Source organism: Haloprofundus halobius (genome assembly GCF_020097835.1).
Classification (GTDB): Archaea; Halobacteriota; Halobacteria; order Halobacteriales; family Haloferacaceae; genus Haloprofundus; species Haloprofundus halobius.
Genome location: NZ_CP083666.1, coordinates 2,006,107 through 2,032,074, shown reverse-complemented (window position 1 = coordinate 2,032,074; position 25,968 = coordinate 2,006,107). Strand labels below are relative to the sequence as shown.

Annotated in this window: 27 protein-coding genes and 1 pseudogene; 9 read left to right on the top strand and 19 right to left on the bottom strand. The window is 66.7% G+C overall.

Annotation, left to right across the window (positions count from 1 at the left end; translation table 11 throughout):
* Positions 1–2 precede the first annotated feature (2 nt).
* The gene (gene lonB / locus LAQ74_RS10665) at positions 3–2,066 is read right to left on the bottom strand and encodes an ATP-dependent protease LonB (protein WP_224332532.1); all 2,064 of its coding nucleotides are present in this window, start codon (positions 2,064–2,066) and stop codon (positions 3–5) included.
* A gap of 167 nt (positions 2,067–2,233) precedes the next feature.
* Here lonB and LAQ74_RS10660 point away from each other — a divergent pair, with 167 nt between their 5' ends.
* Genes LAQ74_RS10660 through LAQ74_RS10650 form a run of 3 tightly spaced genes read left to right on the top strand, consistent with a single transcriptional unit; the run spans position 2,234 to position 4,140 of the window.
* Positions 2,234–2,767, top strand: a complete 534-nt coding sequence (locus LAQ74_RS10660; protein ID WP_224332531.1) for a nicotinamide-nucleotide adenylyltransferase — start codon at positions 2,234–2,236, stop codon at positions 2,765–2,767.
* 1 nt (position 2,768) lies between these two features.
* Positions 2,769–3,539: an SAM hydrolase/SAM-dependent halogenase family protein gene (locus tag LAQ74_RS10655; protein ID WP_224332530.1), complete on the top strand. Its 771-nt coding sequence runs from the start codon at positions 2,769–2,771 to the stop codon at positions 3,537–3,539.
* Entirely contained in the window at positions 3,532–4,140 is a 609-nt protein-coding gene (locus LAQ74_RS10650; RefSeq protein ID WP_224332529.1) for a trimeric intracellular cation channel family protein, read from the top strand. The genes LAQ74_RS10655 and LAQ74_RS10650 overlap by 8 nt, the downstream gene beginning before the upstream one ends.
* Positions 4,141–4,178: 38 nt before the next feature.
* Here the strand turns inward: LAQ74_RS10650 and LAQ74_RS10645 are convergent, their stop codons facing one another.
* From LAQ74_RS10645 to LAQ74_RS10635, 3 genes are all read right to left on the bottom strand, one after another.
* Complete coding sequence (locus LAQ74_RS10645; RefSeq protein ID WP_224332528.1) at positions 4,179–4,688, bottom strand: cupin domain-containing protein; 510 nt, start codon at positions 4,686–4,688, stop codon at positions 4,179–4,181.
* A gap of 78 nt (positions 4,689–4,766) precedes the next feature.
* Positions 4,767–6,323 (bottom strand): thermosome subunit alpha, encoded by a 1,557-nt coding sequence (gene thsA, locus LAQ74_RS10640; RefSeq protein ID WP_224337233.1) that lies wholly within the window; start codon positions 6,321–6,323, stop codon positions 4,767–4,769.
* Positions 6,324–6,461: 138 nt separating this feature from the next.
* A complete protein-coding gene (locus LAQ74_RS10635; protein ID WP_224332527.1) occupies positions 6,462–6,773 on the bottom strand; it encodes a HalOD1 output domain-containing protein in 312 nt (103 codons plus the stop codon).
* Positions 6,774–6,963: 190 nt separating this feature from the next.
* Between LAQ74_RS10635 and LAQ74_RS10630 the strand changes: the two genes are divergently transcribed.
* A complete protein-coding gene (locus tag LAQ74_RS10630; RefSeq protein ID WP_224332526.1) occupies positions 6,964–7,791 on the top strand; it encodes an amidohydrolase family protein in 828 nt (275 codons plus the stop codon).
* A gap of 52 nt (positions 7,792–7,843) precedes the next feature.
* Here LAQ74_RS10630 and LAQ74_RS10625 read toward each other — a convergent pair whose 3' ends face one another.
* The 3 genes from LAQ74_RS10625 to LAQ74_RS10615 form a co-directional block, all read right to left on the bottom strand.
* Positions 7,844–9,289 (bottom strand): sugar porter family MFS transporter, encoded by a 1,446-nt coding sequence (locus LAQ74_RS10625; RefSeq protein ID WP_224332525.1) that lies wholly within the window; start codon positions 9,287–9,289, stop codon positions 7,844–7,846.
* Positions 9,290–9,477: 188 nt separating this feature from the next.
* A complete protein-coding gene (locus LAQ74_RS10620) occupies positions 9,478–10,386 on the bottom strand; it encodes a glycosyltransferase family 2 protein (protein WP_224332524.1) in 909 nt (302 codons plus the stop codon).
* Between the two features lie 252 nt (positions 10,387–10,638).
* Complete coding sequence (locus LAQ74_RS10615) at positions 10,639–10,911, bottom strand: MarR family transcriptional regulator (RefSeq protein WP_224332523.1); 273 nt, start codon at positions 10,909–10,911, stop codon at positions 10,639–10,641.
* 138 nt (positions 10,912–11,049) lie between these two features.
* Here LAQ74_RS10615 and LAQ74_RS10610 point away from each other — a divergent pair, with 138 nt between their 5' ends.
* A complete protein-coding gene (locus LAQ74_RS10610; protein WP_224332522.1) occupies positions 11,050–11,442 on the top strand; it encodes a PPOX class F420-dependent oxidoreductase in 393 nt (130 codons plus the stop codon).
* Between the two features lie 11 nt (positions 11,443–11,453).
* Here LAQ74_RS10610 and LAQ74_RS10605 read toward each other — a convergent pair whose 3' ends face one another.
* Positions 11,454–11,609: a hypothetical protein gene (locus LAQ74_RS10605; RefSeq protein ID WP_224332521.1), complete on the bottom strand. Its 156-nt coding sequence runs from the start codon at positions 11,607–11,609 to the stop codon at positions 11,454–11,456.
* 98 nt (positions 11,610–11,707) lie between these two features.
* Between LAQ74_RS10605 and LAQ74_RS10600 the strand changes: the two genes are divergently transcribed.
* Positions 11,708–12,415, top strand: coding sequence for a class I SAM-dependent methyltransferase (locus LAQ74_RS10600; protein WP_224332520.1), 708 nt, complete (start codon positions 11,708–11,710; stop codon positions 12,413–12,415).
* A gap of 28 nt (positions 12,416–12,443) precedes the next feature.
* Here LAQ74_RS10600 and LAQ74_RS10595 read toward each other — a convergent pair whose 3' ends face one another.
* The 6 genes from LAQ74_RS10595 to LAQ74_RS10570 all read right to left on the bottom strand — a co-directional run bounded on the left by LAQ74_RS10595 (position 12,444) and on the right by LAQ74_RS10570 (position 18,139).
* Positions 12,444–12,854 (bottom strand): TRAM domain-containing protein, encoded by a 411-nt coding sequence (locus LAQ74_RS10595; protein ID WP_224337230.1) that lies wholly within the window; start codon positions 12,852–12,854, stop codon positions 12,444–12,446.
* A gap of 99 nt (positions 12,855–12,953) precedes the next feature.
* A complete protein-coding gene (locus tag LAQ74_RS10590) occupies positions 12,954–13,631 on the bottom strand; it encodes a YkgJ family cysteine cluster protein (RefSeq protein ID WP_224332519.1) in 678 nt (225 codons plus the stop codon).
* A 57-nt stretch (positions 13,632–13,688) separates the two neighbouring features.
* A complete protein-coding gene (surE, locus tag LAQ74_RS10585; RefSeq protein WP_224332518.1) occupies positions 13,689–14,573 on the bottom strand; it encodes a 5'/3'-nucleotidase SurE in 885 nt (294 codons plus the stop codon).
* Positions 14,574–14,710: 137 nt separating this feature from the next.
* Positions 14,711–15,499, bottom strand: coding sequence for an MBL fold metallo-hydrolase (locus LAQ74_RS10580; protein ID WP_224332517.1), 789 nt, complete (start codon positions 15,497–15,499; stop codon positions 14,711–14,713).
* Positions 15,499–17,226, bottom strand: a complete 1,728-nt coding sequence (locus tag LAQ74_RS10575; RefSeq protein WP_224332516.1) for a radical SAM protein — start codon at positions 17,224–17,226, stop codon at positions 15,499–15,501. The genes LAQ74_RS10580 and LAQ74_RS10575 overlap by 1 nt, the downstream gene beginning before the upstream one ends.
* Before the next feature lie 82 nt (positions 17,227–17,308).
* Positions 17,309–18,139 carry a DUF429 domain-containing protein gene (locus tag LAQ74_RS10570; RefSeq protein ID WP_224332515.1) on the bottom strand — a complete coding sequence of 277 codons (831 nt, stop codon included), beginning with the start codon at positions 18,137–18,139 and terminating at the stop codon, positions 17,309–17,311.
* Positions 18,140–18,261: 122 nt separating this feature from the next.
* Between LAQ74_RS10570 and LAQ74_RS10565 the strand changes: the two genes are divergently transcribed.
* Positions 18,262–18,420 carry a DUF7559 family protein gene (locus LAQ74_RS10565; RefSeq protein ID WP_224332514.1) on the top strand — a complete coding sequence of 53 codons (159 nt, stop codon included), beginning with the start codon at positions 18,262–18,264 and terminating at the stop codon, positions 18,418–18,420.
* 2 nt (positions 18,421–18,422) lie between these two features.
* A pseudogene (locus tag LAQ74_RS10560) lies at positions 18,423–18,875 on the top strand (Hsp20/alpha crystallin family protein); the annotation flags it as partial.
* 351 nt (positions 18,876–19,226) lie between these two features.
* Here LAQ74_RS10560 and LAQ74_RS10555 read toward each other — a convergent pair.
* Together LAQ74_RS10555 and LAQ74_RS10550 are read right to left on the bottom strand one after the other, a co-directional pair.
* The gene (locus LAQ74_RS10555; RefSeq protein WP_224332513.1) at positions 19,227–20,351 is read right to left on the bottom strand and encodes an NAD(P)/FAD-dependent oxidoreductase; all 1,125 of its coding nucleotides are present in this window, start codon (positions 20,349–20,351) and stop codon (positions 19,227–19,229) included.
* 308 nt (positions 20,352–20,659) lie between these two features.
* The gene (locus LAQ74_RS10550; RefSeq protein WP_224332512.1) at positions 20,660–21,445 is read right to left on the bottom strand and encodes a DUF7388 family protein; all 786 of its coding nucleotides are present in this window, start codon (positions 21,443–21,445) and stop codon (positions 20,660–20,662) included.
* A 329-nt stretch (positions 21,446–21,774) separates the two neighbouring features.
* On the opposite strand from LAQ74_RS10550, the gene LAQ74_RS10545 reads away from it, so the two are divergent.
* Positions 21,775–23,595, top strand: coding sequence for a formate/nitrite transporter family protein (locus tag LAQ74_RS10545; RefSeq protein WP_224332511.1), 1,821 nt, complete (start codon positions 21,775–21,777; stop codon positions 23,593–23,595).
* 48 nt (positions 23,596–23,643) lie between these two features.
* On the opposite strand, the gene LAQ74_RS10540 is transcribed toward LAQ74_RS10545, so the two are convergent.
* The 3 genes from LAQ74_RS10540 to LAQ74_RS10530 are packed head-to-tail and all read right to left on the bottom strand — an operon-like array spanning position 23,644 to position 25,877.
* Positions 23,644–24,243 carry an NUDIX hydrolase gene (locus LAQ74_RS10540; protein ID WP_224332510.1) on the bottom strand — a complete coding sequence of 200 codons (600 nt, stop codon included), beginning with the start codon at positions 24,241–24,243 and terminating at the stop codon, positions 23,644–23,646.
* A 24-nt stretch (positions 24,244–24,267) separates the two neighbouring features.
* A complete protein-coding gene (locus LAQ74_RS10535; RefSeq protein ID WP_224332509.1) occupies positions 24,268–24,786 on the bottom strand; it encodes a DUF7109 family protein in 519 nt (172 codons plus the stop codon).
* Positions 24,783–25,877, bottom strand: coding sequence for a glycosyltransferase family protein (locus tag LAQ74_RS10530; protein WP_224332508.1), 1,095 nt, complete (start codon positions 25,875–25,877; stop codon positions 24,783–24,785). Before LAQ74_RS10530 ends, LAQ74_RS10535 begins: the two co-directional genes overlap by 4 nt.
* Between the last annotated feature and the right edge of the window lie 91 nt (positions 25,878–25,968).

Below are 25,968 nucleotides of genomic sequence, written 5' to 3'. Positions count from 1 at the left end.
CGCTACTGCGGACTGGGGTTCGAGGGGCTCGGAGTGCCCTGTTTTTCGAACGCGGAGCCGGTGATGCTCTTGAGGCGGTCGACGAGCGAATCCTTCTCGGGTTCGCCTTCGAGCGCCACGTCGAGCACTTCGCTGATGTGGCTGACGGGGATGATCTCGATCATCTCCTCGTACTCGTCCTCGATCATCACGTCCTGCTCGTTCGCAGCGGGGATGATGACGCGGTCCATGCCCGCCTTCGCGGCGGCCTCGATCTTGTGGGTGACGCCGCCGACCGGGAGCACGTCGCCGCGGACCGACAGTGAACCGGTCATCGCCAGCGACTGGTCCACGCCGACGTTCTCCAGTGCGCTGATGACGGCGGCCGCGACGGTGATGGAGGCGGAGTCGCCGTCGACGCCGCCCTGTCCGGCCTGCACGAACTGGATGTGGATGTCCTTCTCGGAGATGTTCTCGTCGGAGAACTTCTTGATGATCGCCGAGACGTTGTCGACGGCCTCCTGGGCCATCTCCTTGAGCTGACCGGTAGCGATGACCGTGCCGGGGCCCTGCGAAGGGGTCACCTCGGCCATCACGGGGAGCACGATACCGGAGTCCTCGCCCATGACCGCGAGTCCGTTGACGCGGCCGACGACGTAGCCCTCGTTGACCGAGAGTTCGTAATCCTTGCGGCGCTGGATGAAGTCGTCCGCGAGCTGCTGTTCGATGCTGCGCGAGCGACCTTTCGCCTGCAGCACGTGCTCGCGGGTGGTGAACTCGGCGTCCTCGGCGCGGGCCATGTCGCCCGCGACGCGGACCAACCCGCCGAGGTTACGCAGTTCGAGGGTGAGGTGGCCTTTCCGCCCCGCGCGGCGACGGGCTTCGAGGATGATTTCCTCGATAGCAGCCTCGTTGAACGAGGGGAGGCGACCGTCCTTGGCGACCTCCTGGGCGACGAAGCGCGCGTACTTGCGGCGCATCTCCGGCGTGTCCTCGATGGTGTCGTCCATGTACACCTCGTAGCCGTACCCTTTGATACGGGAGCGCAGCGCGGGGTGCATGTTCTCCATCGCGTCGAGGTTCCCCGCCGCGACCATCACGAAGTCCGTCGGGACCGGTTCCGTCTGGACCATCGCGCCCGAGGAGCGCTCGGACTGGCCGGTGATGGAGAACTCGCGCTCCTGAATCGCCGTCATCAGGTGCTGCTGGGAGCGGATGTCGAGCGTGTTGATCTCGTCGATGAACAGCACGCCCTTGTTCGCCTTGTGAATCGCGCCCGCTTCGACTCGGTCGTGGCTCGGGGTCTCCATCCCACCGGACTGGAACGGGTCGTGGCGGACGTCGCCGAGCAGCGCACCGGCGTGCGCGCCCGTGGAGTCCTCGAACGGTGCCGTCGAGGTGTCGGCGTTGTTCACGAGGAGGTTCGGAATCATCGCGTCGCTACCGCGGGAGCCGTAGCGGAACGCGAGGAAGATGATACCGGCCGCGAGGATACCCAAGAGCACCTGCTGGGCGATGATGAGCGAGTAGCCCACGACCACCGCGATGATGATCCACATGAGGAACGAGCGCATCTGGTTGCGCTTTCTGGCTTCCTCTTTGTGGGCCTCGACGATCTGTTCACCTTTGCCCGCGGGGACGGTCCGAACCTTCGGTTCGTTGCCGTCGTCGGGGTTGTGGTAGACCAGAACGTCTTGGAGTTCCTCCTTCGGGAGGAGTTCGCTCATCGCCTTCGCCAGCATCGACTTCCCAGTGCCCGGAGAGCCGATCATCATGACGTGGCGACGCTGCTTGGCCGCTTTCAGGATGACGTCGCGTGCGTGTTCCTGTCCGATGACCTGATCGACGAGTCGGTCGGGGACCTCGATATCCTCGCTGGAGTCGATTTTGAGGCCACCGAGGAGGTCGTCCTCGTCGACGTCGTCGGCTACCTCGGCCGACACCTCGACGTCGCTGCCGAGGTCGTCGATGGTCCGCTCGTCGGTCCCGTCGTCGACGGGGTCGGTGACGTCTTTCTCGGACGTCGGCGCGGACTCGTCTGCCCCCTGTTCCGGGAGGCTGTCGTCTTTGTCCATGTCGTTGCTCATAGAACTATGTCGCTACCTGACCGGAGGGTCGCTCGACTGATATACTTTCTCCCCGAGCATCCGTCGCAGTTCTAACCAGTTCGCTCGCTTATAGGCTTCTCGCGCCCGATTTCGGCAGTTGTACCGACTCGCCGTGTTTATAAATGCTGCGACGGTACTGTTCGCCCATGCGGGGGTTCTACATCGGACGGTTCCAGCCGTACCACAACGGCCACCACCATATGGTCGAGGAGATCGAGACCGAGGTCGACGAACTCGTCCTCGGCATCGGGAGCGCGGGCGACTCGCACAGTCCGCGAAACCCGTTCACCGCCGGCGAGCGCGTGATGATGCTGACGAAGTCGCTGGCGGAGTTCGACATCACGACCTACGTCGTCCCCATCGAGGACCTCGAGCGAAACTCCGTCTGGGTGAGTCACGTCCAGAGCATGTGTCCCAGTTTCGACGTCGCCTACTCGAACAATCCGCTCGTCATTCAACTGTTCAACGAGGCGGGCGTCGAAGTCCGCCAGTCGCCGATGTTCCGGCGCGAGGTGCTGGAGGGAACGGAACTCCGCGAGCGGATGATTCAGGACGAGAACTGGAAACATCTCGTCCCGCCGGCCGTCGTCGACGTCGTCGAGGAGATGAACGGCATCGAACGCATCCAGCGCGTCAGCGACTCCGACGCCAACGGCGACAGCAACAGCGACCCGGCGTGAGATGATCACGCTCGCCTCCGACTTCGGCACGCCGTACCCCGCCGCGATGAAAGGCGTCATCCTCGCGGAGACGAACACCCGTCTCGTCGACATCGCCCACGACTTCCCCCGACAGGACGTTCGAACGGCTGCCTTCTGGCTCCGTGAGGTGCTTCCGCACTTTCCGCCCGCGGTTCACCTCGCCGTCGTCGACCCCGGAGTCGGCACCGACCGCGCCGCCCTCGTCGTCCGTGCGGGCGACCACGCGCTCGTCGGTCCCGACAACGGTCTCCTGCTTCCGGTGGCGCGACGACTCGCCGACCGGCAGAATCGCGGTGCACCCGACGTGTTCGACTACGCCTACGAGAACCCCGACTCGACGACGTTCCACGGACGCGACGTGTTCGCACCCGCCGCCACCGAGGTTCACGAGGTCGGCGTCGACGCCGTCGAGTCGCTCGACGCCGTCTCGCCGGTCGACGACTACGTCGACCTCCGGTTCCCCGAACCCGAACGCCGCGACGACGGCGCGACGGGCGAAGTGCTCGTCGTCGACGACTTCGGCAACGCCGTCACCAACCTCCCCGGCGGCCTCCTCGACGGCCGCGACGCGGGAACCGTGAACGGCGAGCGCGCCCCGGTAGGCCAGTCGTTCGCCGCCGTCGATCCCGGCGAGCGACTGCTCACCGTCGGCAGTCACGGGAACGTCGAACTGGCAGTCAACCGTGGCCGCGGCGACGACGCGTTCGGCGTCGGCGTCGGCGACGAGGTTCGACTCCAATTCGATGGTTGACGCGTTCTCGGTGATGAACCTCGTCGGCCTCGTCGCCTTCGCGGTCGTCGGCTCGCTGAAAGCCGCCGACGCCGACCTCGACCTGTTCGGCGTCGCCGTCCTCGGCGTGTTGACGGCGCTCGGCGGCGGCACGATGCGCGACGTGCTCGTCGGTCGGACGCCGGCGTCGCTCCAGTCGATCACCGAGATGAGCGTCGCGTTCGTGGGGGTCGGCCTCGCAGTCGCCCTCTCCGCTCTCCTCTCGGAGCGACTGCGCGACCACCCCGCGGTACAGTTGCCCGACGCGGCCGGCTTGGCCGCGTTCGCGGCGACCGGTGCGCTCGTCGGATTCGAGGCCGGACTATCGCCGTACGGCGTCGTCGTGCTCGCGACGCTGACCGCCGTCGGCGGCGGCAGTCTCGCCGATTTGTTGTTGACCCGAGTGCCCATCGTCCTCCGGGAGGATTTCTACGCGACGCCCGCACTTCTCGGCGGTATCGTGTTCTGGGCGCTCGTGACAGGCGGCGCGTCAACCGACTTCGCCGCCGTCGCGTGTGCGGGCTTCGTGCTTCTCGTTCGACTGGTCGCGATTCGCTACGAGTGGTCGCTGCCGCGGGTGTGAGTCGACGACGCGGTCCGACCCGGTCGAACACTTACCCATCACACATCGGAACCGTCGCGCATCGAGAACGACTTCCGCAGCGTGAACTCCCCGCGAGGTCGTCCGGGTGCTGCACCGACGTTCACGCACAGCGTCTCCTCGTCGGGGTAGACGACCACGTCCGGTTCGATCATCGTCGAGACAGCGAGATACCGCAGCGGCGTCTGAGACGCGTTTTCGACGGTGTGCGCGCCGTCCTCGCCGACCGGAAACGAGACGTAGTCGCCTGCGCGGACCTCGGCCTCGCCCGCCGGCGTTCTAAGCGTGCCGCGACCGTCGAGCACGTACATCGCCTCCTCGTTGGCGGTGTGGTAGTGGTACGGCAGCGGGTCGTGACCGGGAAGCAACTCTTCGAGCGTGCAGCCGAGGCGGTCGCCGCCCGCCAGTTGTGCCAGTCGCTTCCACCGACTGCCGTCGTCGCTCTCTCCGGTCCAGTCGTCGGCGGGGCGGACGATACGTGAGGTGTGCGATTCACGCGGTTCACGCGCTTCGTTCGGTTCGTCGGACATGGCTGCAGGACGAGCGAGCAGGAGAAATACGTTTGCTGAACTGTCGATTCGACACTCGGAAAAATGGCAGTAGACCGCTTACTCGGCGGCGATGACGTCGTCGATGCGGACGATCATCGTCGCGGCCTCGGTGGCGGACTCGACGGCCTCGCGCTTGACCGCGGCGGGGTCGAGGATGCCGGCTTCGACGGGGTCGCCGATTTCGCCGAAGCGGCCCGTCGAGATGATGCCGGCGCGGCCCTCCTTCTCGTGAGCGGCGCGGAGGTCGACCAGCGCGTCGATGGAGTCCATCCCGGTGTTCTCCGCGAGCGTGCGCGGCAGGCTGTCGACGGCGTCGGCGAACGCGGTGACGGCCAACTGCTTGCGGCCCTCGATACCCGCCGACTCCGAGCGGATGTGGTCGGCGATGGCGATCTCGGTCGCTCCCGCGCCGGGGACGACGCCGCCCTTGTCGAGCGCGGCGATGACCACGTCGACGGCGTCGTTCATCGCGCGTTCGAGCTCGTCGACGACGTGTTCGGTGCCGCCGCGGAGGAACAGCGTGACGGCCTTCGCCGCCTCGCCGCCCTCGATGAAGGTGAGTTCGTCGTCGCCGAACTTCTTCACGCTGACGCTGTCGACGTGGCCGAAGTCGCTCTCGTCGAGATCCGAGAGCGAACCGAGACGCTTCGCACCGGTCGCGCGGGCCAGCGCCGTGGCGTCGGACTTCTTCACGCTCTTGAACGCGAGGATGCCCGCGTCGGCGAGGTAGCCGGCGACGCGGTCGTCGATGGACTTCGTGCAGAACACCACGTCGACGCCGGCGTCGGCGAGCGTCTTCGCGTAGCCGCGGAGTTCGTTGTCCTCAGCCTCGATGGCGGCGTTGAGCTGGTCGACGTTCGTGATGTTGTACTCGGTGTCGGCCTCGGCCTTGCGGACGTCGAGTTTCATGTCGAGGACGACGGCGGTGGCGTCCTCGACGCCGCGGGGCATGTTCTCGCTGACGGGCTCCTTGTCGATGACGACGCCCCCGACGAGTTCGGTCGCGCTGGAGCTCGCGCCGGTCTTGGTGTGGACGTGGATGTCGTCTCTGTCTATGCGTTCGCCGTTTGCGACCTGTCGGACCGCCTTGACGACCTGCTTGGCCAGTACGTCGGCGGTCACGTCCCCGGTTCCCTTCCCGGTCATCGAGGACTCGGCGACCTGTTCGAGAATCCCGTCGTCGAGGTCGATGTCGAGCAGTTCGGCGTCGATAGCCTCCTGGGCGAGGCGGGCGGCCTCGTGGTAGCCCTCGACGATGACCGTCGGGTGGAGATCGGATTCGAGGAGGTCCTCGGCCTGCGCGAGCAGTTCGCCCGTCAGGACGGCCGCCGTCGTCGTGCCGTCGCCGACCTCGTCCTCCTGCGTCTGCGAGACTTCGACGATCATCTGCGCGGCGGGGTGTTCGATGTCCATCTCGTTGAGGATGGTCGCGCCGTCGTTGGTGATGACGACGTCGCCGGAGGAGTCGACGAGCATCTTGTCCATCCCCCGGGGACCGAGTGTCGTTCGAACGGCGTTGGCGACGGCCTTGCCCGCTCGAATGTTCGAGTCCTGGGCGGCCTGACCGCGGGTGCGCTCGTTGCCCTCTGCAAGGATAAACATCGGTTGCTGCATGCGTGATGCCATAGTGGTGAACCTCAGCGGTCCATGGTTTGCAGTTCTATATATAGGTTTCGCAAAATCGGGCGAAAACCGGCCGCAGAGACGCCGCTCTGTCAGATACTCTCTCGCAGAAAGTCGTCCGGAGGGGTATCAGTTCGTCGGGTCCTCGACGCAGACGGTTCCGTCGCCCTCGACGAGGACGGACCGGTCGGCGTACGAGAACGCGAACGCCCAGGGGGTTTCGCCGTCGAACAGTTCTTCGAGCGCGTCCGGGTCGACGCCGCTCTCGTACAGCGGCGGAAGGTCGCTCAGGTCGACGTTCTTCGCCGCCGCCACCGCCTCCACGACGGCGACAGTCACCCACTCGTCGTCCGTCGGGTCGTATGAGAAGTACTGTACTCTGGCACCGTCCTGCAATACGGGTTGGCTCGTCGGTTTGGTGTTTGTCGTTTCGTGAGACATTCTCTCGTCGTCGTTCGCAGTCGATTCGTCGCTGATTCGTTTGTCATTGGGTCGTCCGTCGGTTCCACCGGTGTTTGCCACACACGCCGAGCGCTTCGACGCGTCGTGAGTCCGACTACGATGTCGACAACCATAGTACTTCGCCGCGCGCTCGCAACGCTGATATCACCGTAGGAGAACCGAACGGACGATGTTGGAACTGGAGCACGGATTTCGCGTCGTCGACGTACACACGCGTCTCGACCCCGACGCCGGCGACGTGGCGACGCGTGGGCGCGACGTCTCGCCCGAGCGACTCGAACGGGAGATGCACCAAGCGGGCGTCGTCCACGCCGTCGTCGCCGCCGGACGCCGCCGCGACGACGAGGGCTACCTCCGGGCGAACAACGCCGTCGCGCGACTGAGCGTCGACCGTCCGTTCTCGGCGTTCGCCCGACTCGACGGACCGCGCGACCCGTCGCCGGGGACGGGCGCGAAACTCCGGAACCTCGCGGCGTCGCGTCGCGACCACCACACCTCGCCCGGCGACGCCGAGCGGTACGGCTACGACGACCGGTTTCACGGCTACGTCCTCAACCCGACGGTCGACGGCCTGCCCGACGACGACGTTCTCGACGTGCTCGACGACGTGGGACTCCCCGTGCTCGTCCGCGGTTCCGAGACGTTCGCGCCGTCGACGGTCGCCGAGACGGTGCTCCGGCGCTCGTTCCCCGTCGTGTTGACGAGTTTCGGCGGCTTCCCGCTCGACTTCGCACGCATGGAGGCGGCGCTCGAACTCCTGGACGAGTACGACCAACTCTACCTCGACACGAGCGCCGTCAGATACCGATCGCTGCTCGAGCGCGGGTTGCTCGAACACCCCGACCGCATCCTCTTCGGCAGCGGCGCGCCGACCGTCCACCCGAACGTCGCCGTCATGGAACTGCTGACGCTCGACGTCTCGGAGGACGCGATGGTGCGCGCGTTCTCGAAAAACCCGGCCCGGGTGGTTCCGTCGCTCGCACCGGGCGGTCAGTAACAGTCGGAAGGGCCAGCAGCGGAGACGCCGTCTCCGCGTCTCGACGGACGTCTCAGTCGTCGTCGGGAGCCTCTTCGCCGGTCATGTTTACCGCCTCGGTGCCGACGGCGCTCTCGCGGAAGTCGGCCTCGATCTCCTCCAGCGACCGGCCCTTCGTCTCCGGCACGAGGAAGTAACAGAACGCGAGACCCGCGAGGCTCAGCACCGCGTAGAGCCAGAACGTCCCGCTCTGGCCGAGGAGGTCGACGACCCGCAGGAACGTGAGCGCGACGGCAAGGTTCGCCGCCCAGTTGACGACCGTCGCCACGCCGGCGGCCGACCCGCGGACCGACAGCGGGTAGATCTCGGAGATGAGCAGCCAGAACACCGGACCGAGTCCGATGGCGAAGAAGGCGACGTAGAGCATCAGACTCCCCGTCGCCACCCACCCGATCACGCCCGAGAGGCCGGGGAGGGAGAACACCGTCCCAAGCACAACGAGCGTCGCCGTCATGCCGCCGAGACCGACGAGCAGTAGCGGCCGACGTCCCACCTTGTCGATGACCGAGATGGCGACGACGGTCATCGCGACGTTCACGACGCCGATACCGACCGTCGCGAGGATGGACGCCGAGTCGCCGAACCCGGTCGACGAGAGGATGGTCGGCGCGTAGTAGATGACCGTGTTGATGCCGGTCACCTGCTGGAACGCCGCGAGTCCGATACCGACGACGAGCATCGGCCGGACCCACGGTTCGAGCAGTTCTCGGATGTCGCCGGCCTCGGCGGCTGCCGTCTCCTTGATGTCGGCGATCTCCTCGGAGACCGTCGTCTCGTTCCGCGTCTTCGACAGCACCTCGCGGGCGTCGTCCTCTCTGCCCTGCTCGACGAGCCACCGGGGGCTCTCGGGCATGAACAGCATCCCGACGCCGAGGACGACGGCCGGAATCATCCCCGCGCCGAGCATGAGGCGCCACGCGCCCGAGTCGGCGAACGCGTAGTTGACGAAGTACGAGACGAGGATACCGCTCGTCACCGCCAACTGGTTTAGCGAGACGAGCGACCCGCGAATCTTCGGCGGGGAGATCTCGGAGATGTACAGCGGCCCGACCATCGAGGCGAACCCGATTGCGAGACCGTCGATGATGCGCCCGATGACCAGCACTTCCACCGTCGGCGCGATTGCCATCAGGAGGGAGCCGAAGAAGAACACCGTGGCTCCGACGAGGATGAGTCGCCGACGACCGATGCGGTCCGCGAGGCGGCCGCCGACGGCCGCGCCAACCACGGCCCCGACGAGCGCGCCGCTCACCACCAGTCCTTCGACCCACGCCGTCCCGAGTTCCACACCGAACAGCGAGGTCATCTGGAACGAGCGCTCGATGTAGAGGAACGCCCCGGAGATGACGCCCGTGTCGAAACCGAACAGGAGCCCATTCAACGCCGCCAGCGCTGCGGTCACGTAGACGAATCGGTCGTAGTCGCCGAACCCCGACCCGCCGCTGGTTTGCACACTCATACTATCTGTTGGGATTACCAATTACAAACAGAGAGTAACAAACGTGTTGGCTCGTTCTTTTGTTAAAATAGAGGAAATATAGTGTACAATCGTGTGTTATACTGAGCGACAGTTGACGACCGGTGTGGACCGAGCGCTCGGAGAACCGGAGCAGTACTGTCCGAACGGCGGCGACGGCCGCGGCGCGTTCAGCGCCAGTCGTACCGCGCGACGGCACGGTCGGCGCGCTTGGAGACGCCGTGGGGGTTCCGGGTTGCCGAGCGGTCCCGGGCGCGGGCGACGAATCCGTCGGAGGTGCCCATCGAGATGCCGACGACGACGTCGCGGCCGTTGCCGACCCACCCGGTCGGGGTCGTCTCGCCGCGGACGACGTCGCGGGCGGCGGCTGTCGCGTCGCTGCCGGCGTGTGACAGCGTTCGCCGGACTGTGGTCGGGCGGAGTCCGTAGTTCTTCACCAACCGGTACGCCAGCGCGCGGTACTTCCAGTGGAGGTCTCTGCGGTCGGTCCCGCCGTCGGCCTCCGTCTCGTACTCGCGGCGGACGCACGCCTCCGGTTGCCACGAGACGGTGCCGCCGAGTCCGGCGAGGCGGTGGGCGGCGTCGCGCGCGCCGCCGGTTTCGAGATACTCGTCGAATCCGTCCAGTTTCGCCAGTATCTCGCTTCGGAAGGCGACGTTGCCGCCGCCGAAGTACGTCACCTCGCGGTCGCGGATGCGGCGGTGTTCCGGTGTCTCGGTCGTCATCCCCGCGCGGAGCGTCCGGTGGGTGGGGCCGGTGACGGCGTCGGCGTCGGCCAACCCGTCGACGACGGCGTCGCGCCACGTCTCCTCGACGAGGAGGTCGTGGCCCACGAAGGCGACGGCGTCGCCGGAGGCGACCTCGATACCCGCGTTGCGCGCGACGTTGAGCGTCCGCGCCGACACCTCGACGAGCACGTCCACGTCGTCTCGGTCGCGGACCATCCCGGTCGTCCCGTCCGCCGAGGGGCCGTTGACGACCACCACCTCCGCGTCCGGCGCAGTCGCTGCCAGCGCGTCGAGGCTGGCCGCGAGTTGGTCCCGGCTGTTGAGTGTCGGGACGACGACCGAGAGTTCCATACCCCTCCAGTATGCAACGAGCTATTTAAATTTCGCCACCGTCCGCTCGCGACAGATGTCAGTCACTCGGACGGAGACATCGGTCGTCGTCACGCGAGAGACGGGTATCACGCGAGAGAGAGGTATCTCGCGAGAGACGAGCTGTCGAAAATGCGCGCGAGGAGGGCCGAGCACGCGCCCGGTGTCGCGCTCGACGACCGCTCTCGGCGGACTCACATCGTTCGAAAAGCGGCCGCAGCGTCTGCGCGGCGGTTACGTGTTGAGGAAGTACACCTGTTTGCGCGCGTCCTTGAAACTGTAGCGCGAACCGACGAGGTCGGAGTCTTCGAGGCGGTTCAGCGCGTAGCGGACGGTCCGGTCGGGCAGCAGCGACTCCTCGGCGAGTTGGCCCTGCGACAGCGGCGAGTCGCCCTCTAGAACCTTCGCGACGAGTTTCGCGCTCGGCGGAAGTTCGCGGAGACGGTCACGAAACTCCGACTCCGAGAGGCGGTCCTGTTGGCTGGTCTCCGCGGTGGTGGTGCTCATACCCACATCTACGCTCGGTCCGTGGTAAAGTTTGGCTACATATGCGGCATACGTATCCAGACTGTTTTATTTCCTAATATCAATATATATGCCACCCCTCTGAGAAGGGTTTTGACGGCGCACACCGATGAGTCAAACGTGATTCCAGCGTCGCACGTAGACATTCTGGAGAAGGAGTCGTTCGCCCACATCGCCACGGTGCTACCCGACGGAACGCCGCAGGTGACGCCGGTGTGGGTCGACCACGACGGCCGAGAGGCCGTGCTGATAAACACCGCCCGAGGGCGGCGCAAGGAGAGAAACCTCAGGCAGGAACCGAACGTGAGCGTCTCCGTTCTCGACCCCGAGGACCCGTACCGGTACGTCTCGATTCGCGGCGAGGCGACCCTCACCGAGGAGGGAGCCGTCGACCACATCAACAAACTGGCCAAGCAGTATATGGGCGTCGACGAGTACCCGCACCTCGGCGACGAGTCGGGACCCCGCGTCATCGTCCGCATCCCGGCAGACCACGTCGTCACTAGCGGGTGAGCGCTCTCGCCTCACCGACGGTCGGTCCGCGGCGCGTCGCCGTGTCGCCGGTAGCGACCCATGAACCCCCGGCAGTCCGGACAGTGAACCAGCGTCAGCCCCGGGAGTTCATGACGAATCAACTCCTCCGGTGGATGGTCGGCCCCGCACCGACGGCAGATGGCCATACGGATACTATGCCATGTGTACGCATAAGCCACAGTACACGGACGCCGACCTGTCATCCAGTACGGTTTTGGTGTTTCGGCGTGCAGTCGGAGGTAGCGTGAAAGGACAGGAGTGGTACCAGGCCGACGACGTAGCCCGCGAGTACGACTCGAAGCGGTTCTCGAAGGGCGGGAGACTCATCGACCGCCGCGAGAAGAAGGCGGTGCTGTCGGCGCTCGGACCGGTCGAGGGGAAGGACGTGCTCGAAATCGCGTGCGGAACCGGTCGGTTCACGGTCGCGCTCGCCGAACGCGGTGCCAACGTCGTCGGACTCGACATCTCGGCGGCGATGATGGCGCAGGGACGACAGAAAGCCCGGAGCGCCGGCATCGCCGACCGCATCGAGTTTATCCGCGGCGACGCCGCCCGGCTCCCGTTCCCGGACGACCATTTCGACGCGGTGATGGCGATGCGATTCTTCCATCTCGCCGATACGCCGGCGAAGTTTCTCGCGGAGATGTGTCGCGTCTCGAAGCAACAGGTGTTCTTCGATACGTTCAACAGTTTCAGCACGCGGGTCGTCTACAACTGGCTCTTGCCGATGGGCTCACACCTCTACTCGCGCGAGGACGTCGAGCGACTGCTCTCGGGGGCCGGACTGAAACTGGCCGACGAGTCGCACGACTTCATCCTCCCCTACGGTCTCTATCGAAAGATTCCCAACGGCATCGCCGGAGAGCTCCGCGAGTTAGACGAGACGATACGGGACAACGAACTCGGCGAGAAGCTCTCGTCGGTGTCGTACTGGAACGCAGAAGTCATCTGACGAACCCCTACCTGCGACGTCCGGCGGCTCAGAACTCGTCTTCGATAACTTCGCCGACGGCGAAGTTCGACTTCACTTCCGTTATCTCGATCTTCACCCGCTCGCCGACGTCCGCGTCGGGGACGATGATGACGTAGCCGCGTTCGACGCGGGCGATACCGTCGCCCTGTTTGCCGATGTCCTCGATTTCGACGTAGCGCAGTTCGCCGACCTCGACCGGCGGTTGCGGTTCGTCGGTGTCGGTGTCGGTCGCCGTCGTCGTCGTCTCGGCCGACGTGCCGGCGTTCGTCTCGCGCGAGATGAGCGCGACACGGTACGTCTCACCCGATTCGATGGAACCGGCTTCGACCTCTCGACGGGGGATTTCGACGGTGTAGGAGTCGCCGTCGCTGCGGACTTCCGCGCTGAACAGACACAGGAGTTTATCTGAGATTTCCAAGGGAGAGACCTCCATCGTGTGGCTCGGTGTCCGGCGTTAAAGATGTACCGCCGCTAACACTGTTCCGACCGCTGATACACGAGCGCCGCGAGCAGTCGGCTACCGCGGCGTGCCGTCCGGTCGCTTCGCTCCCTCGGAGTCGTGGACGACGACCTCCCCCGACGCACGGTCGGTCGGCGCGTAGTTGTCGTGGACTCCCATCGCCTCCGTTATCTCTCGGACGGCGCGCGCCTTCACCGCCGCCGCGAGCCTCTCGGCGTCCGTCCGGGAGATGTCGCGGCCGAGTCCCTCGCACTCGTGGGCGCGAACCATCCCCTCCTCGTCGACGGCCTCGCCCATCGGTTGCGCGGTTCCCCCGAGAACGACCGAAAACGGGTAGGTTCGGCAGATGAGCGGGCGGTTCTCGTGGACCGCGCACGCGCCCATTCCCTTCTCGTCTTCCTCGTAGAACGTGCAGTCGCCGCAGGCGTCGGTCTGCAGCGCCCACTCGAACGTCTCGCCTTCGAGTTCGCCGTTCGCATTCTCCGAGAGGCCGTACGGCATCGGTCGGGCGACGTCGCGCCAATCGTAGTCTTCCGACGTTGCGCCGTCCAGTTTCCGAACCTCGTCGGGGAACACCGTCGCGGTGTGCGGTTCCGCGTCGCCGTCGGCGTCGGTGTACCCTTTGCAACACGCCCCGCATCGAGTACACTCGAAGCCGATGGACTCGATAGCGTCGGCTAACTCGTCGGTGTCGAGCTCCCTCGCTCGCTCCAGTTCGGTTTCGAGAGACTCCATCTGTTCGGTTCCGTTTCGGCGGCGGAGGGTAAAAACGGCGTCGTCCTCCCTCTCTGCTCACTCCGTGAGCGACGACGCCACGGAATCGACCACCGCGTCGAGTGCCGGCGTCTCGACGTACTCGTGGGTCATCGACAGCGGCGAGACGCTCACAGAGCCGTCGACGATCGCCCGCCGGTCGCTGTTCGCCGGGTAGCGCTCGCGGTGCTCGTCGATGCCCGGCATCGGGTTGCCGAAGCCGACGACGTGGGGCCACGTCTGGTCGACCAGTCGCACGTCACGGTCGGTCACCTCCGACTCGTCGTCGGGACCACCGTCAGCGGACCCACCGTCGGCGGCCGGGTCGTCTTCCACGACCACGTCCTCCACCGACTGCGCGTAGTCGGCCAGCACGTGCGTCAGTCGGAGCGACGGCGCGTCGACGTCGACGGGCGCGTTGACGTTCAGCAGGTCCACGTCGTCGAACACCGCTGTCTCCCAGACCCGTTCGAGCAGGTTGCGGGCGACGACTGCGGGTCGGGTGAAGTCGTACGCCTCGCCGGGGTGGCAGTGGAAATCTTCGGAGTGGTACGCCGAGACGGCGATGGCCGGTGTACCGAGGAAGGAGGCTTCGATGCCCGCGCCGACAGTTCCCGAACGGCCGACGACGTAGTTGCCGAGATTCGGACTGTCGTTGATGCCGGAGACGACGGCGTCGAACTCGGCGTCCGAACCACCGAGGCCGAACGCGACGCAGTCGGCGGGCGTCCCGGCGAGGCGGTAGCCCCACTCGTGGTCGCGGAGCGTGACCGCGCCGTTTCGCGTGCGGCCCATCCCGCTCTGGTTCTCGTCGGGGGCGATGACCGTCACGTCGGCGACGGTCCGGAGTTCGCGGTACAGCGCCTCGATTCCGGGCGCGTCGATTCCGTCGTCGTTCGTCAGAAGCACTCGCGGCGACTGCATTCGTTCGGGTCGATGACGCTCCGCTACGAATGTCTATCGGTGGGAGTAGCGGGTCGGTGTCGGAGGCTTCGAGCGTCGCCGTCGAGGCGCTGGAGAACTACGTCGCGAATACGTAGCTGTCGCCCAAGAACAGCGGCTTACAGCGGCCGAACCCGCTCGCCGTCCCACACGACCCATCCCTCGTGTGCCAACTTCTCGACGTGCGCGACGACCGTCGCTCGCGCCAAATCCTCGACGCCCGTTAAGTCCCTGTCGTAGGCGGCGTCAAGCACGTCATCGATAGTCGTCACCCCGCCCTGAATCGCCTCTCGGACCTTCGCTTCTCGGCCGAGTCGATGGCGAATCAGTCGTTCGAGCGTCGCGCTCGGGTCGTCGATCTCCGGGCCGTGACCGGGCAGCAGTCTCGCCGGATCTTTCGCGCGCAGTCGCCGGAGTGCGGTCAGGTACGCGCGAACGTCGCCTTCGGGCGCCCCGACGACGACGCTCCCCTCGACGACGGCTAAATCGCCACAGAGTACCTCGTCACCGACGCCGAATGCGACGTGGTCGACGGCGTGGCCGGGGGTATCGAAGGCAGTGACCGGCCCGGCGTCAGTCTCGATTTCGGTCCCCTCGACGAACGTCCGGTCGGGTTCGATTCCCGTCGCTCGCTCGAACCGGTCCTCGCGCCAGCGACGCGCCCACACCGTCGCGCCCGTCTGTTCGGTGTAGTCGGCGACAGCGCCGACGTGGTCGGAATGGGTGTGCGTGACGGCGATGTGCTCGACGGTCGACGCGGCGACCAGCGAGTCGAGTTCGTCGGTCCGTGCGGCCGGGTCGACGAGGAGTGCGGAGTCGTCGCCGACGAGGTGCGCGTTCGTCGCACCCGTCGGCGCGCGGGTTGCGACGGGGACCGAGATTCGTCGAATCGTGTCGGGCGTCGTCATCAGTCGGCGCTACTCACGTCGCTTCCGCCGTCGCCGGCGCTGACGAACTTCGCGAGCGCGTCGTCTACGTCGTCGGCGGAGTCGTACGGTCGGTTGACGATGATGTCGCCCGCTTTCGACTTGCCGAGACCCGGAATCGCCGTCAGTTCGTCCATCGACGCGTCGTTCACGTCGAGCGGGTGCGGCACGCCCGTCACCGAGCGGTAGCCGTAGTCGACGATGGCCGTGTCGATGGTTCGGTCGAGTTCGCGCTCGCCGGGGATGCCGACCAAGAGGGGGTACGTCCCGAGTTGGCGGCCGAACGTCGTGCCCTCCTGGTGGTATTCGAGGTGGACGTTTTCGAGCACTGTGCCGGGCGGCGCGACGCGTTTGAGCATCGGCCGGTCGATCTCCTCTCTGACCTCCTGTTTGTACTGCTTGAACAGCTTCTTGTGCTCCTCCGCGATCTGTGACCCCGTCGACGACATCTCGGTGCCGTCGAACGCCATCACCTGCCGGATGTTGATGCGACGGACCATCAGCCCCTCGTCGTAGACGCGCTGAAGGAACCGCTTGTTGTGCGCGAACGTCTCCTCGCGCTCGCCCATCAGGCCGTGGAGCAGGTTGATACCCGGAAGCAGTTTCGGCAGGCGATTTCCGGCGTTGTCGCCGAACGTCGGCGCGTCCGCCGGGTCCTCGCCGGAACGCCAGCCGGCTTCCTCGTTGACGATTTCAACTGCTCGAAAACACTCGTCGGCGCTCACGTTCAGGTTGTTCTCCTCCTGCACCACGGGGTCGGCCGATTCGAGGCCGAAGGCGGCGGTGTCGCCGGGGGTATTGTGCTCGGCGATGATACGGATGCACTCTCTGGACGCGTCGGGCCACCGCGCGATGGTGATGGGATTCATGTTGTCGAGGTGCAGCGTCCCCAGGTCGGGTGCTACCTCCCGAATCCCGCCGTAGAGTCGCCGGAGCGCGTCGGGATTCGGGGCCTCGCCGTCGCCGCCGAACGCGAGGATGTCGGCCTGCCGGCCGAGTCGGAAGTGTCGAGCACCGCGACTGTAGAGGTTCTCGACCTCCTTGACGACCGAGTCGGCGGTTCGGAACGCCGGGTTGCCGTACAGCGGTTCCGTGCAGAACGAACAGCGGTAGGCACAACCCCGAGAGGTCTCCATCTCGCAGATGAGGTACTCTGGATGGTTCGGGTGCTGTTCGACGACGAACGCCCCCTTCGCCGCCCAGCGGTCGAGTTCCTCGTTGTCGCGCATCCGGTTGCCGAACCCCTCCAACCCGCTGTCGACGAGGTCGTAGGCCGCCGCCTCGACGTCGCCTTTGGCGACGAAGTCGTAGTCGAGGTCCTTGCGCTCCATCTCCTGTCCCCCGGCGTTCTCCTCGCCGACGCCGAAGCGGATGGGGCCGCCCATCAGCGTCGTTCCGTCGGCGGTCCACGCGAGTTCCCGTACCTCGTCGGGTTCGGCGGGCGTCCCGCCGACGTAGCTGCCGGGGACGGTCATCCCGCCGATGTAGACGAACAGGTCCGCGTCGGCGACGTCGGCCCATTTCTGTCTGTCCTCGCGGAGTTCGTCGATGGTGTGGTACGTTATCTGCTCCTCTGGTACCCCGGCGTCGACCATCGCGCCGGCGGTAAAGCGCGGGTACGTCGAGATGTACGGCGGCACGCCGAAGTGTGCCGGTTCGTCGACGTACCCGTCGACGAGCGTCACTTCGAGGTCGGCGGGGTCGGTCATACGCCGGGGTTGTCGGTCAACGGGTAAAACGGTGCGGTTCCGGCGCTCGGCGGCCTCTCGACGGTTCGGGGGGCCTCGGCGGTCAGACGTAGATGTACCCCTCGACCGACGGCAGTTCGTCGGTCATCCGGAGGTTCGCGGGGTCGGTGGCGTTGCGGAACGTCGCGAACGCGGCGACGACCGCTTCGAGGGCGTCGTCGCCGGCGTCGCAGACGCGCTCTCGAATCGACGAGGACAGTTCGACCTCGCGGTGGGTGAGGCTCTCGAGTACGAGCGTCGGCGTCGGGCCGCCGGGGGGACGCACCTCGCGTTTCTGGCACCGCAGCGTGTCGAGCGTCCCCGCCGGATACGTCTCCAGTATCAGCGGCCGGTCTTCCTTCGGCAACTGCATCGGGACGATTCGGGCGGTGTCGGTCAGGACGAGCGGTCGAAGCACGTCGCGGATGCCGTAGAACGTCTCCGCGCAGAGTCGCGGGTCGTAGGCGGCGACCGCGCTCAGCGGTTCCTCGGTCGCGCGGAGGACGCTCGACTCCGCGCCGTCGGTGACGAGTCGGGCGTGCATCCGGCAGCGTTTCGTCATGTCCTCAGGGCTGGAGAACCAGTCGGGAATCCGGTCGACGAACCGTCGCCACCGCCGCTCGGGGATCACCGACTTCGGAAGCCCGAACGGAAAGTCGAGTCCGACCGCGCACCGACCGTCGAGGTCGGCGAGAAACGACACCAGCGCGGTGACGGTGTCGCTTCGCCGGGGCGAGACCCCGAAGCGCTGCGCTACCGTCGCGCAGTCGACGACGTGTAACGACTGTTCCGTCACCTCCGCTTCGACGACCCAGCTTCGCTCCCCCGATTCCCGTCTGTGCGCGTCGAAGACGACGCCGTAGATACGTTCGGGAGGGTGATACCCGTCGTTCATGTAATGTTTGGCTATCTGACCGGTACTCGCTCACGAGTTATATAACCGACGCCGCGTATCCCGGCGACTCCGGCCGGTTCTCACCCAGCGCGTTTATCTGGATGGGACCGTTATCTGTCACCATGCCCGCGACGCTCGAAGTAGCCTGTACCAACTCCGACTGCGAGATGGACATGTTCGAACTGCACTACACGTACGACATGCCCGACGACGTCGGTGTCGACGACTTCGTCTGTCCGTACTGCCAGCAGACCGACGCTCTCGAAGCCATCGAACTATAACTATGACCGATCTGCGAGCAATCGGCGAGTCGGTGGCCAACGCTGTCGTCGAGCGCGTCGGCCGCGGAATCGGACACGTCCAGGAACGGAAGCCGCTCTCGTACGACCTCTTGGAGAGCGACGACAGCTACCTCGTCGTCTTCGACGCCGCGGGCGCGAACAAGAGCGACGTGCAGGTCCGCTTCGTCGACACCGAGGTTCAGGTCCGCATCGACCGGTTCCGAGAGTTCCACGACGGGTACGAGATGCGATTCCCCGGCCGCGGGCTCTCGCTCGACGGGAAGGCGAAACTCCCCGACGACGCGACCGTCGACGCCGAGGCGGCGACGGCGACGGTGACGAAACACGGCACGCTCCGCGTCTACATCCCGAAGACGGAGGAAGGAAAGGACGTGGCCGTCGAAGCGGAAGGAGAAGCCACGGGGACGGACTCCGAGGATGCTGCCGGCGGCGAGACGAGCGTCGTCGAAGAGCAACCGACCGAGAAAGAGGCGAAGGAGGCGACGACCGCCCGCTCCGCGGAGGAAGACGGCGAGCGCGACGGAGACGAAGCGAGCGACGAAGACGACGCGTCCGCCGAGGGCACCGACGCGACGGCCTCCACCGAGTCGATGCTTGACGAGGAGGCGACCATCGACGACCCCGACGCCCGCGTCGAACCCGCGGAGGCGGCGGGACAGCCGACGGACGAGTCGATGGACGAGACCGACGACGAGTTCGTCGAACAGGCCGAGAGCCGCGACGAGGACGGGAGCGACGAAGACGACGAGACGCGCGACTGAGGCGGTTCCTTCTCGACCGTCGCGTCAGTCCAGCGCCATCCCTTCTCGAATCTCGAACGCCTCGTCGCCCGAGAAGCGTCTCGGGTCGAACGGGGTGATTCCTGCGCTCTCACCCGCTATCTGCGCAGCTATCGCCTCGCCGGTCGCCGGCGCGCGCATGAACCCGTGGCCCTGCCAGCCGGCGGCGACGAACACCCCACTTCTGAGTTCGCCGAGCAGCGGGTCGCCGTCGGGCGTCGCCACGCAGAGTCCCGCCCACGCCCGCGCCACGTCGAGGTCGTAGCCGGCGCGCTCGCCGAGCGCTGTCCGGATGTCGTCGACGAACCAGTCGTCGGCGTCGCGCTTCCACTCGTCGGGGTCGGCTTCGACGGGGACGGTTCCGTCACCGGCCAGAACTCCGGTCGGGTGCGGTCGGAAGTAGACGCCCGCCGTCGCGTCGTACACCATCGGACCCTCGTACGCGCTGCGCCCGGTGAGCGCCTGCACCCGGTACGGTTTCAGCGGAACGGCGATTCCCGCTTCGGCGAACACCTGCTTCGTGTGTGCTCCGGTGGCGACGAGGACGGCGTCGAACCCCTTCGTCACCGCGTCGTCGACGGCGACGCCCGGTGGGTCGACGCGGACGCTGACCGACTGTCCGATCTCGAACGCGACACCCGCGCGTCGCGCCTTCGCGGCCATCGCCGAGACGTAGCTCGCCGGGTCGGTCCACCCGGCGTTGTCGGCGACGGCGCCCGCGAGCAGGTCGTCGGTCCGAAGCGGGAACCGCGACCCGAGTTCGGCGGGGTCGACGACCGAGACGTCGCGGCCGTGGACGCGCATCCGGTCGACGCTCGCCCCCAGTGCCTCGGCGGCCGTCTCGTCGCCCTCGCCGACGGTTATCACGTACGGACAGCCGTGAAACTCGAAGCCGTCCTCGCCCGAGAGCTCGCGAAAGCGCTCCAGCGCTCGGCCGCCGATTTCGGCGTCGACGTCCTCGGCGTAGGCGTCGTAGAGCACGCCCGCCGCGCGCGCCGAACTGCCGTCGGCCGGAGTCGACGACGGGTCGTACTCGCCGCGCTCGAACAGCGTCACGTCGGCGTCTCGGGTCGCGAGGTCGTAGGCGGCGGTGAGGCCGACTGCGCCGCCGCCGACGACGGCGACGCGCATCAGCGGTGGACCTCCGTCAGGTGGAGAGATGCGTGGCGGACGGCGAAGCGGCCGAGTTCGGCGGTCGGCGGTGTCATGCCCGGAACTCACGGCCGTCGCACTTAGCGCTTCGTCCGGCAGCGTTCAAACACACGGGCAGACCTGTTGAGCACCTCGAAAGCCCTTTCGATCCCGCCCTCGGTTGCCGGCCGAGCCACCATCGGGTGGGAGTCGAGACGGTGGGGGCTTTCGAGGTGTCTACCGCTATATCACAACGAGTCTGAGCGTAATTAAACGCCGCCGCGGAAGGTAGAGCGAAAGAACGAAAATTACAGGAACTCGTCGATGCCACGCGCGGGGTAGCCGACGACGGTGTCGACGCCGAGCGATTCGAGCGCGTCGACCCGTTTCCGAACGACTGCCGGCGTCCCGACGAGCGCGTAGTCCCGACTCGCCTTCGACAGCACCGTTCTGGCTCGGCCGGTCGCGCGCGAATCCGACGAACTTCCCTCGGGCAGCGCCCGAGCGACGGGTCGTCTGCGGGCGACGTAGCCGCCGACGGCGTCGAGAATTTCGTCCTCGTCGTCGGTCAGTACAGTCGGCGCGTAGAGCGCTATCTCGCCGTCGTAGCCCGCGGCGCGCAGGGCTCGTACGTCGCGTTCGGTCGCTCGCGAGAGCAGTTCGTACTGCGTTCCGCCGGCGGCGAGCGCGACGCGCTCGAGACCCTCCGTGCCGACCCACGCGTCGGAGGCAGTCTCGCGGGCCGCCTTCAGTCGGGGCGCGACGGCCCTGCGCCGTTCGTCCTCGGTGAGGTAAGCGGCGTGTCCGGCGACGAGCACGCGGCCGACGCTCTCGGGGAGGTCGGCGACGAGCGAGTCGTCGCCCAGCGGGTCGAAGCCGTCGGCGCGGACCGGCGTCGTGAGACGGACGTCAGCCGTCTCGGCGAGCGCTTCGAGCGTCCGAGCGTCGGGGAGGTGGTCGGCCCCTTCGTAGTCGATTGCGACCGTCGTCGCCGGGAGGTCGACGGCGCGGCGTACGTCGCACTCAGCGGGCTTGAGGGCGACGGCGTCGATGCCAGTATCCGAGAGTACAGACTCGTCGGTGACTGCTTTCATCGGGTTACTCCGGGGCGACTGCTGGTCAGAACCGTCGATTCATCGGCGCGGAACTCGATCCATCGTCTGTGCGACCATGTGCTCCGGAGTAGCGCCGTGGCGGTCAAAAGGGTTCTGTTCCGGTCAGTATTGGCACCGCCGGCGGTCGGATCTCCCGTCGTCCGCCGTCATCGGCGTCGGTCGCCCGGACGAACGCTCGTCGCAGTCGAGTTATTTGACCAAATACAACCAGAAAGTTGTCATTCGTAGTATTTAGCTGCGCTGATTCCGCCTCCGTCGGCCGGTTTCGATAGTAAAACACTTTGTAGCTACAGAAATTTGGTTCGATAATGAACGAACCCGGTCGCGACAACTCCGATCAGGTGGACTCGGTACGGGAGGCGGTCGACCGTTCCAGAAGCGGTGCGCCCGCCGCCGGTGCGGTCATGCGGGACCGTTTTTCGTCCGACGAAGTGTTCCAGCGCATCATCGCCGCCGCAGACGAGGAGGTCACCTCGGGGAGCCGTGAACTGTTCTTCAGCGCGCTCGCGGCCGGGTTCGCCATCACCATCACGTTTCTCCTCTACGTCTCCATGTCGGCGAAAGCGGGCGAGGATACGGTACTGAGCGCGCTGCTCTACCCACTCGGCTTCATCTACATCATCCTCGGCGGCTACCAGCTCTACACCGAGAACACCCTTCCACCGGTCGCACTGACGCTCGAACGCCTCGCGAGTCTTCCGGCGCTGTTTCGTCACTGGCTCATCGTCCTCGCGGGCAACTTCACCGGCGGTGGGATCGGCGCGGCCGTTCTCACGTACAGTAACGTCTTCTCCCCGGAGGCGGCGACGGTCGCGACCGAAATCTCCCGGCACGGGGTTGAGACGCCGTGGTGGGACCTGTTCTTCAAGGCCATCTTCGCCGGACTCATCGTCGCAGGCGTCGTTTGGGTCGTCTACGCATCCCGCGACACCATCTCCCGGCTCGTCATCGTCTACATGGCGTTTCTCTCGGTGCCGCTCGGGAGCCTGTTCCACGTCGTCGTCTCCTTCACGGAGATGATGTATCTCGTTTTCAGCGGCGAGCTCGCCGTCCTCTACGGATTCACTCAGTTTGTCCTCCCGGTGCTTCTCGGCAACACCATCGGCGGCATCGCGCTCGTGACCGTCGTCAACTACTTCCAGACGAGCGAACACCGGCTCGAATCCGCCCGGTTCGAGGGGGCGAACCGCCAACTCTCGATGCGGGAATGGGCGTTCGGCGGACTGGTCGGCCGCTCGTACGTCCCGCTCATCAACACCACCAAAGCGCCAGCGCTCATCGAAGACGACTCCTACCGACTGATGGTGCCCATCGCGAACCCGCGCACCGAGTCGCGACTCGTCGAACTCGCCTCCACACTCGCCGACCGGACCGACGCCGCGACCGTCCACCTCGTCCATATCGTCCAGATGCCGGGACAGGCCGCCCGCGGCTACGAAACCGGACAACGTACACGAATCGCCGTCGAGTCCGAAGAGCAGCTCGCGGACGTCCGCGAGACCGTCGCCAGCTACGGCGTCAACTGCGAGACGTCGACGGTCGTCTCCCACCGTTCGTTCGAGGAGATATTCACCATCGCCGACCGCACGCACGCGGACCTCGTTTTGATGGGCTGGGGAGCCAACGACCTCTGGGGCGCGGCACGCGCCGAGCGCCCGCTGGACGAACTGACCAACCAGCTTCCCTGCGACTTCCTCATCCTCTCGGACCGCGGTCTCGACACCTCGCGAATCCTCCTCCCGACGGCGGGCGGTCCGGACTCCGATCTGAGCGCCGAGGTCGCACGCAAACTTCGCTCGACCGACGGCTCGGAAGTCAGTCTGCTGCACGTCGTCGACGACACCTCCGAGCGCGAGGGTGGCGAACAGTTCCTCTCCGAGTGGGCCGCCGACCACGACCTCGACGACGCCGACCTCGTCGTCGACGACTCCGGAGACATCGAGGGCGCCATCGCCCGCGAGGCCGAAGACCACACGCTCGTCATCATCGGCGCAACCGAGCGGGGCCTGCTCTCACGACTGGTCGCCGGGTCGCTCAACCTGGAAGTGCTCAACGACGTCGACTGCTCGGTGCTGCTCGCCGAGCGGCCGAGCGAGCGAAGCCTCCTCAAACGGCTGTTCGGTCGGTAGCGACTCCCGCGCTCCGTTTCGCTCGCCGGCGTCGAGCCTACGACCGACTCAGGCGGGGAACTCCGCGTCGGGGTCGACCACTCGGTCGGGTTCCGACGGCGCTCGCCAGTCGGTCGTCAGTTCCAGCAGTTGGACGACCATCCGGCCGGTCGCACCCCAGACCGTGTAGCCGTCGACGTGAAAGAAGTGGACGCGAATCGGTCCGTGGCTGGGGTGGTCGCGGCGCTCGGACTCGTAGTTGTCCAAATCCGTGAGGTCGGCGACCGACAGCACCGCGATTTCGGCGACCTCTCGCTCGTCGGGGGTGTACTCGCGGTCGGAGATACGCCCGACGAACGGCCGCACCGAGTAGTCGGTGACCGTCTCGATGTCGTCCAGTCGACCGACGAGTTCGACCTCCTCCGGCCGGAGTCCGATCTCCTCGCGGGCCTCGCGCAGCGCCGTCGCCGTCAAGTCCGCGTCGCTCGGTTCGCGGCCGCCGCCGGGAAAGCTCATCTGGCCGGGGTGCTCGCCGAGATGGTCGGCCCGCTTCGTGAACAGCACGTGCGGGTCGCCGTCCCGGAACAGCACGGGTGCGATGACCGCCGCCTGCCGCGTCGCTCCCTCGACGGCGGTCGCCTCGTGCCGGGTCACCCCTGTGAGATCCATGTATCCTGCTATCGTTCGACGGCCTTAATCTTGAAGAAGCGCATCCAACCGTTCGCGTATCTCGTCGGTCTCGACTGGGGCCCACGCGTCGAGGTCGTACGTCACGTCGTACAGCCGTTCGAGTCGGTCCTCGTCGTCTTCGTCCGCCGCGGTCTCGACTTCGGCCGCGAGACGCTCGCGGACCTGCTCGCCGAGCGCCCCTCGGTCCACTTCCCGCCGCGGCACGTCGAGGATGTGCGGGAGGTCCTCGGCGTTCGGCGGCATCGAGGGAAACGCCGCGGGGCCGACCGTCACGAACGTCCGGTCCTCGGCGGCGCGCCGGTTCGGTTCGCTCGTCTCGACGCTCCGGTCGTCCGCGGTGGCGACGTACTCCACGAGATAGTACTCCTCGACGGCGCCGTCGACGGCCTCGGTGAGCGCCTTCACGTCGGTGCTCGACCCCTGTTTGTACGCGAGTTCGTCGAGCGCGGATTCTAGTTCCCCGTGCGTCAGCGCGCCGAACAGGTCGACGACGCCCGCGAGGTCGTCGTACGTTCGGCTCATTCGGCCGCCTCCCGAAGGTCGGCTTCGGCGAGTTCGGCGACCGTCTCCGGCGAGACCGGGGCGTCGGCCCACGCGGGAAGCCGGTCGTCGCCGCCCGGGACGGCGATGGCGGCCGCGTACCGCTCGACCTGCTCGCGTTCGTCGCTTCGGTCGTAGTCGAGGCCGTTGAACGCCGCGTCGACGGCGTACTGCTTGACGAATCGGCGGGCAGTCTCCCGGTACCGAGTCGGGAGCGTCTCGTACGGGGGGTCGACGCCGTGGTCTTCGACTGCCCGCAGCAACGCCGCGCCGACCGACCGACTCATCTCGGAGAGGCCCGTGGGACCGCCGACCGCCCGGTGGTCGTGTTCGTACGCCCCGAGGTCGACCTGCGCGCTCCCGTCGAACCCCGCCAGCGAGAACGCGTCGCCGAGCGTCCCCACCTCCAGACCCCACGTCCGCTGGATGCGCAGGTGCCGAGCCACGTCGACCGTCGCGGCGAACTCCCCGGCGAGCGCGTAGCGGAACGCCGAGAGGTAGTCGAGAACCGGCGCGTCCGCCTCCTCGGCCAGCGCCGCGACCAGCGGCGCGTAGAACAGCCGAAACAGTCGGCCGTAGAGGCGGTCGTTCTCGACGCGGGCGTAGTACCCCTTCGAGAAGCCGTAGCCGTGCGCGAGCGGGAACAGTAGCCGGTGAACGTACGAGCGAGAGTACGTCTTCGTGTCCGCGTCGTGGACGACGACGAACTCCTCGGAAAGCGCCTGCCCGAGCGCCAACCACACGTCGCGACCCTTGCCGCGTCGGCCGTTGAGCCCTTCCTCGGCCAGAAACGACGAGAGCGTCGGACCGTCGCACCACACCACCGACAGCGGGAGGTCGAACTCCGAGAGCCACTCGGCGAACGGGCCGACACGGTCCGGTGACGCGCGGAGGGCGACGACGACGCGTGCGGGGCCGACGCGTTCTAGTTCCGCGAGGACCCGCTCGGCGGCGAGGCTGGCGTACTCGCGTTCGGTCATCGGCAACACGACGGCGGCGCGGTCCGCCGGGGCGGCGGGGGCGGGGGCGGTCAGGTCGTGGAGCGTCGCGATTCGCTCTTGGACGTACTCCATCGATTCCTTCTGAGGACGGACGGGTAAAAAACAAGCCGATTACGACGGAGTCGGCGTCCCTTCGCCGTCTCGCGGTCGATCCGACGGGAGA

Bases quoted from the DNA above. Each gene is read 5' to 3' on its own strand.
- lonB (WP_224332532.1), bottom strand. From the start codon at position 2,066: ATGAGCAACGACATGGACAAAGACGACAGCCTCCCGGAACAGGGGGCA.
- LAQ74_RS10660 (WP_224332531.1), top strand. From the start codon at position 2,234: ATGCGGGGGTTCTACATCGGACGGTTCCAGCCGTACCACAACGGCCAC.
- LAQ74_RS10655 (WP_224332530.1), top strand. From the start codon at position 2,769: ATGATCACGCTCGCCTCCGACTTCGGCACGCCGTACCCCGCCGCGATG.
- LAQ74_RS10650 (WP_224332529.1), top strand. From the start codon at position 3,532: ATGGTTGACGCGTTCTCGGTGATGAACCTCGTCGGCCTCGTCGCCTTC.
- LAQ74_RS10645 (WP_224332528.1), bottom strand. From the start codon at position 4,688: ATGTCCGACGAACCGAACGAAGCGCGTGAACCGCGTGAATCGCACACC.
- thsA (WP_224337233.1), bottom strand. From the start codon at position 6,323: ATGCAGCAACCGATGTTTATCCTTGCAGAGGGCAACGAGCGCACCCGC.
- LAQ74_RS10635 (WP_224332527.1), bottom strand. From the start codon at position 6,773: ATGTCTCACGAAACGACAAACACCAAACCGACGAGCCAACCCGTATTG.
- LAQ74_RS10630 (WP_224332526.1), top strand. From the start codon at position 6,964: ATGTTGGAACTGGAGCACGGATTTCGCGTCGTCGACGTACACACGCGT.
- LAQ74_RS10625 (WP_224332525.1), bottom strand. From the start codon at position 9,289: ATGAGTGTGCAAACCAGCGGCGGGTCGGGGTTCGGCGACTACGACCGA.
- LAQ74_RS10620 (WP_224332524.1), bottom strand. From the start codon at position 10,386: ATGGAACTCTCGGTCGTCGTCCCGACACTCAACAGCCGGGACCAACTC.
- LAQ74_RS10615 (WP_224332523.1), bottom strand. From the start codon at position 10,911: ATGAGCACCACCACCGCGGAGACCAGCCAACAGGACCGCCTCTCGGAG.
- LAQ74_RS10605 (WP_224332521.1), bottom strand. From the start codon at position 11,609: ATGGCCATCTGCCGTCGGTGCGGGGCCGACCATCCACCGGAGGAGTTG.
- LAQ74_RS10590 (WP_224332519.1), bottom strand. From the start codon at position 13,631: ATGGAGTCTCTCGAAACCGAACTGGAGCGAGCGAGGGAGCTCGACACC.
- surE (WP_224332518.1), bottom strand. From the start codon at position 14,573: ATGCAGTCGCCGCGAGTGCTTCTGACGAACGACGACGGAATCGACGCG.
- LAQ74_RS10580 (WP_224332517.1), bottom strand. From the start codon at position 15,499: ATGACGACGCCCGACACGATTCGACGAATCTCGGTCCCCGTCGCAACC.
- LAQ74_RS10575 (WP_224332516.1), bottom strand. From the start codon at position 17,226: ATGACCGACCCCGCCGACCTCGAAGTGACGCTCGTCGACGGGTACGTC.
- LAQ74_RS10570 (WP_224332515.1), bottom strand. From the start codon at position 18,139: ATGAACGACGGGTATCACCCTCCCGAACGTATCTACGGCGTCGTCTTC.
- LAQ74_RS10565 (WP_224332514.1), top strand. From the start codon at position 18,262: ATGCCCGCGACGCTCGAAGTAGCCTGTACCAACTCCGACTGCGAGATG.
- LAQ74_RS10555 (WP_224332513.1), bottom strand. From the start codon at position 20,351: ATGCGCGTCGCCGTCGTCGGCGGCGGCGCAGTCGGCCTCACCGCCGCC.
- LAQ74_RS10550 (WP_224332512.1), bottom strand. From the start codon at position 21,445: ATGAAAGCAGTCACCGACGAGTCTGTACTCTCGGATACTGGCATCGAC.
- LAQ74_RS10545 (WP_224332511.1), top strand. From the start codon at position 21,775: ATGAACGAACCCGGTCGCGACAACTCCGATCAGGTGGACTCGGTACGG.
- LAQ74_RS10540 (WP_224332510.1), bottom strand. From the start codon at position 24,243: ATGGATCTCACAGGGGTGACCCGGCACGAGGCGACCGCCGTCGAGGGA.
- LAQ74_RS10535 (WP_224332509.1), bottom strand. From the start codon at position 24,786: ATGAGCCGAACGTACGACGACCTCGCGGGCGTCGTCGACCTGTTCGGC.
- LAQ74_RS10530 (WP_224332508.1), bottom strand. From the start codon at position 25,877: ATGGAGTACGTCCAAGAGCGAATCGCGACGCTCCACGACCTGACCGCC.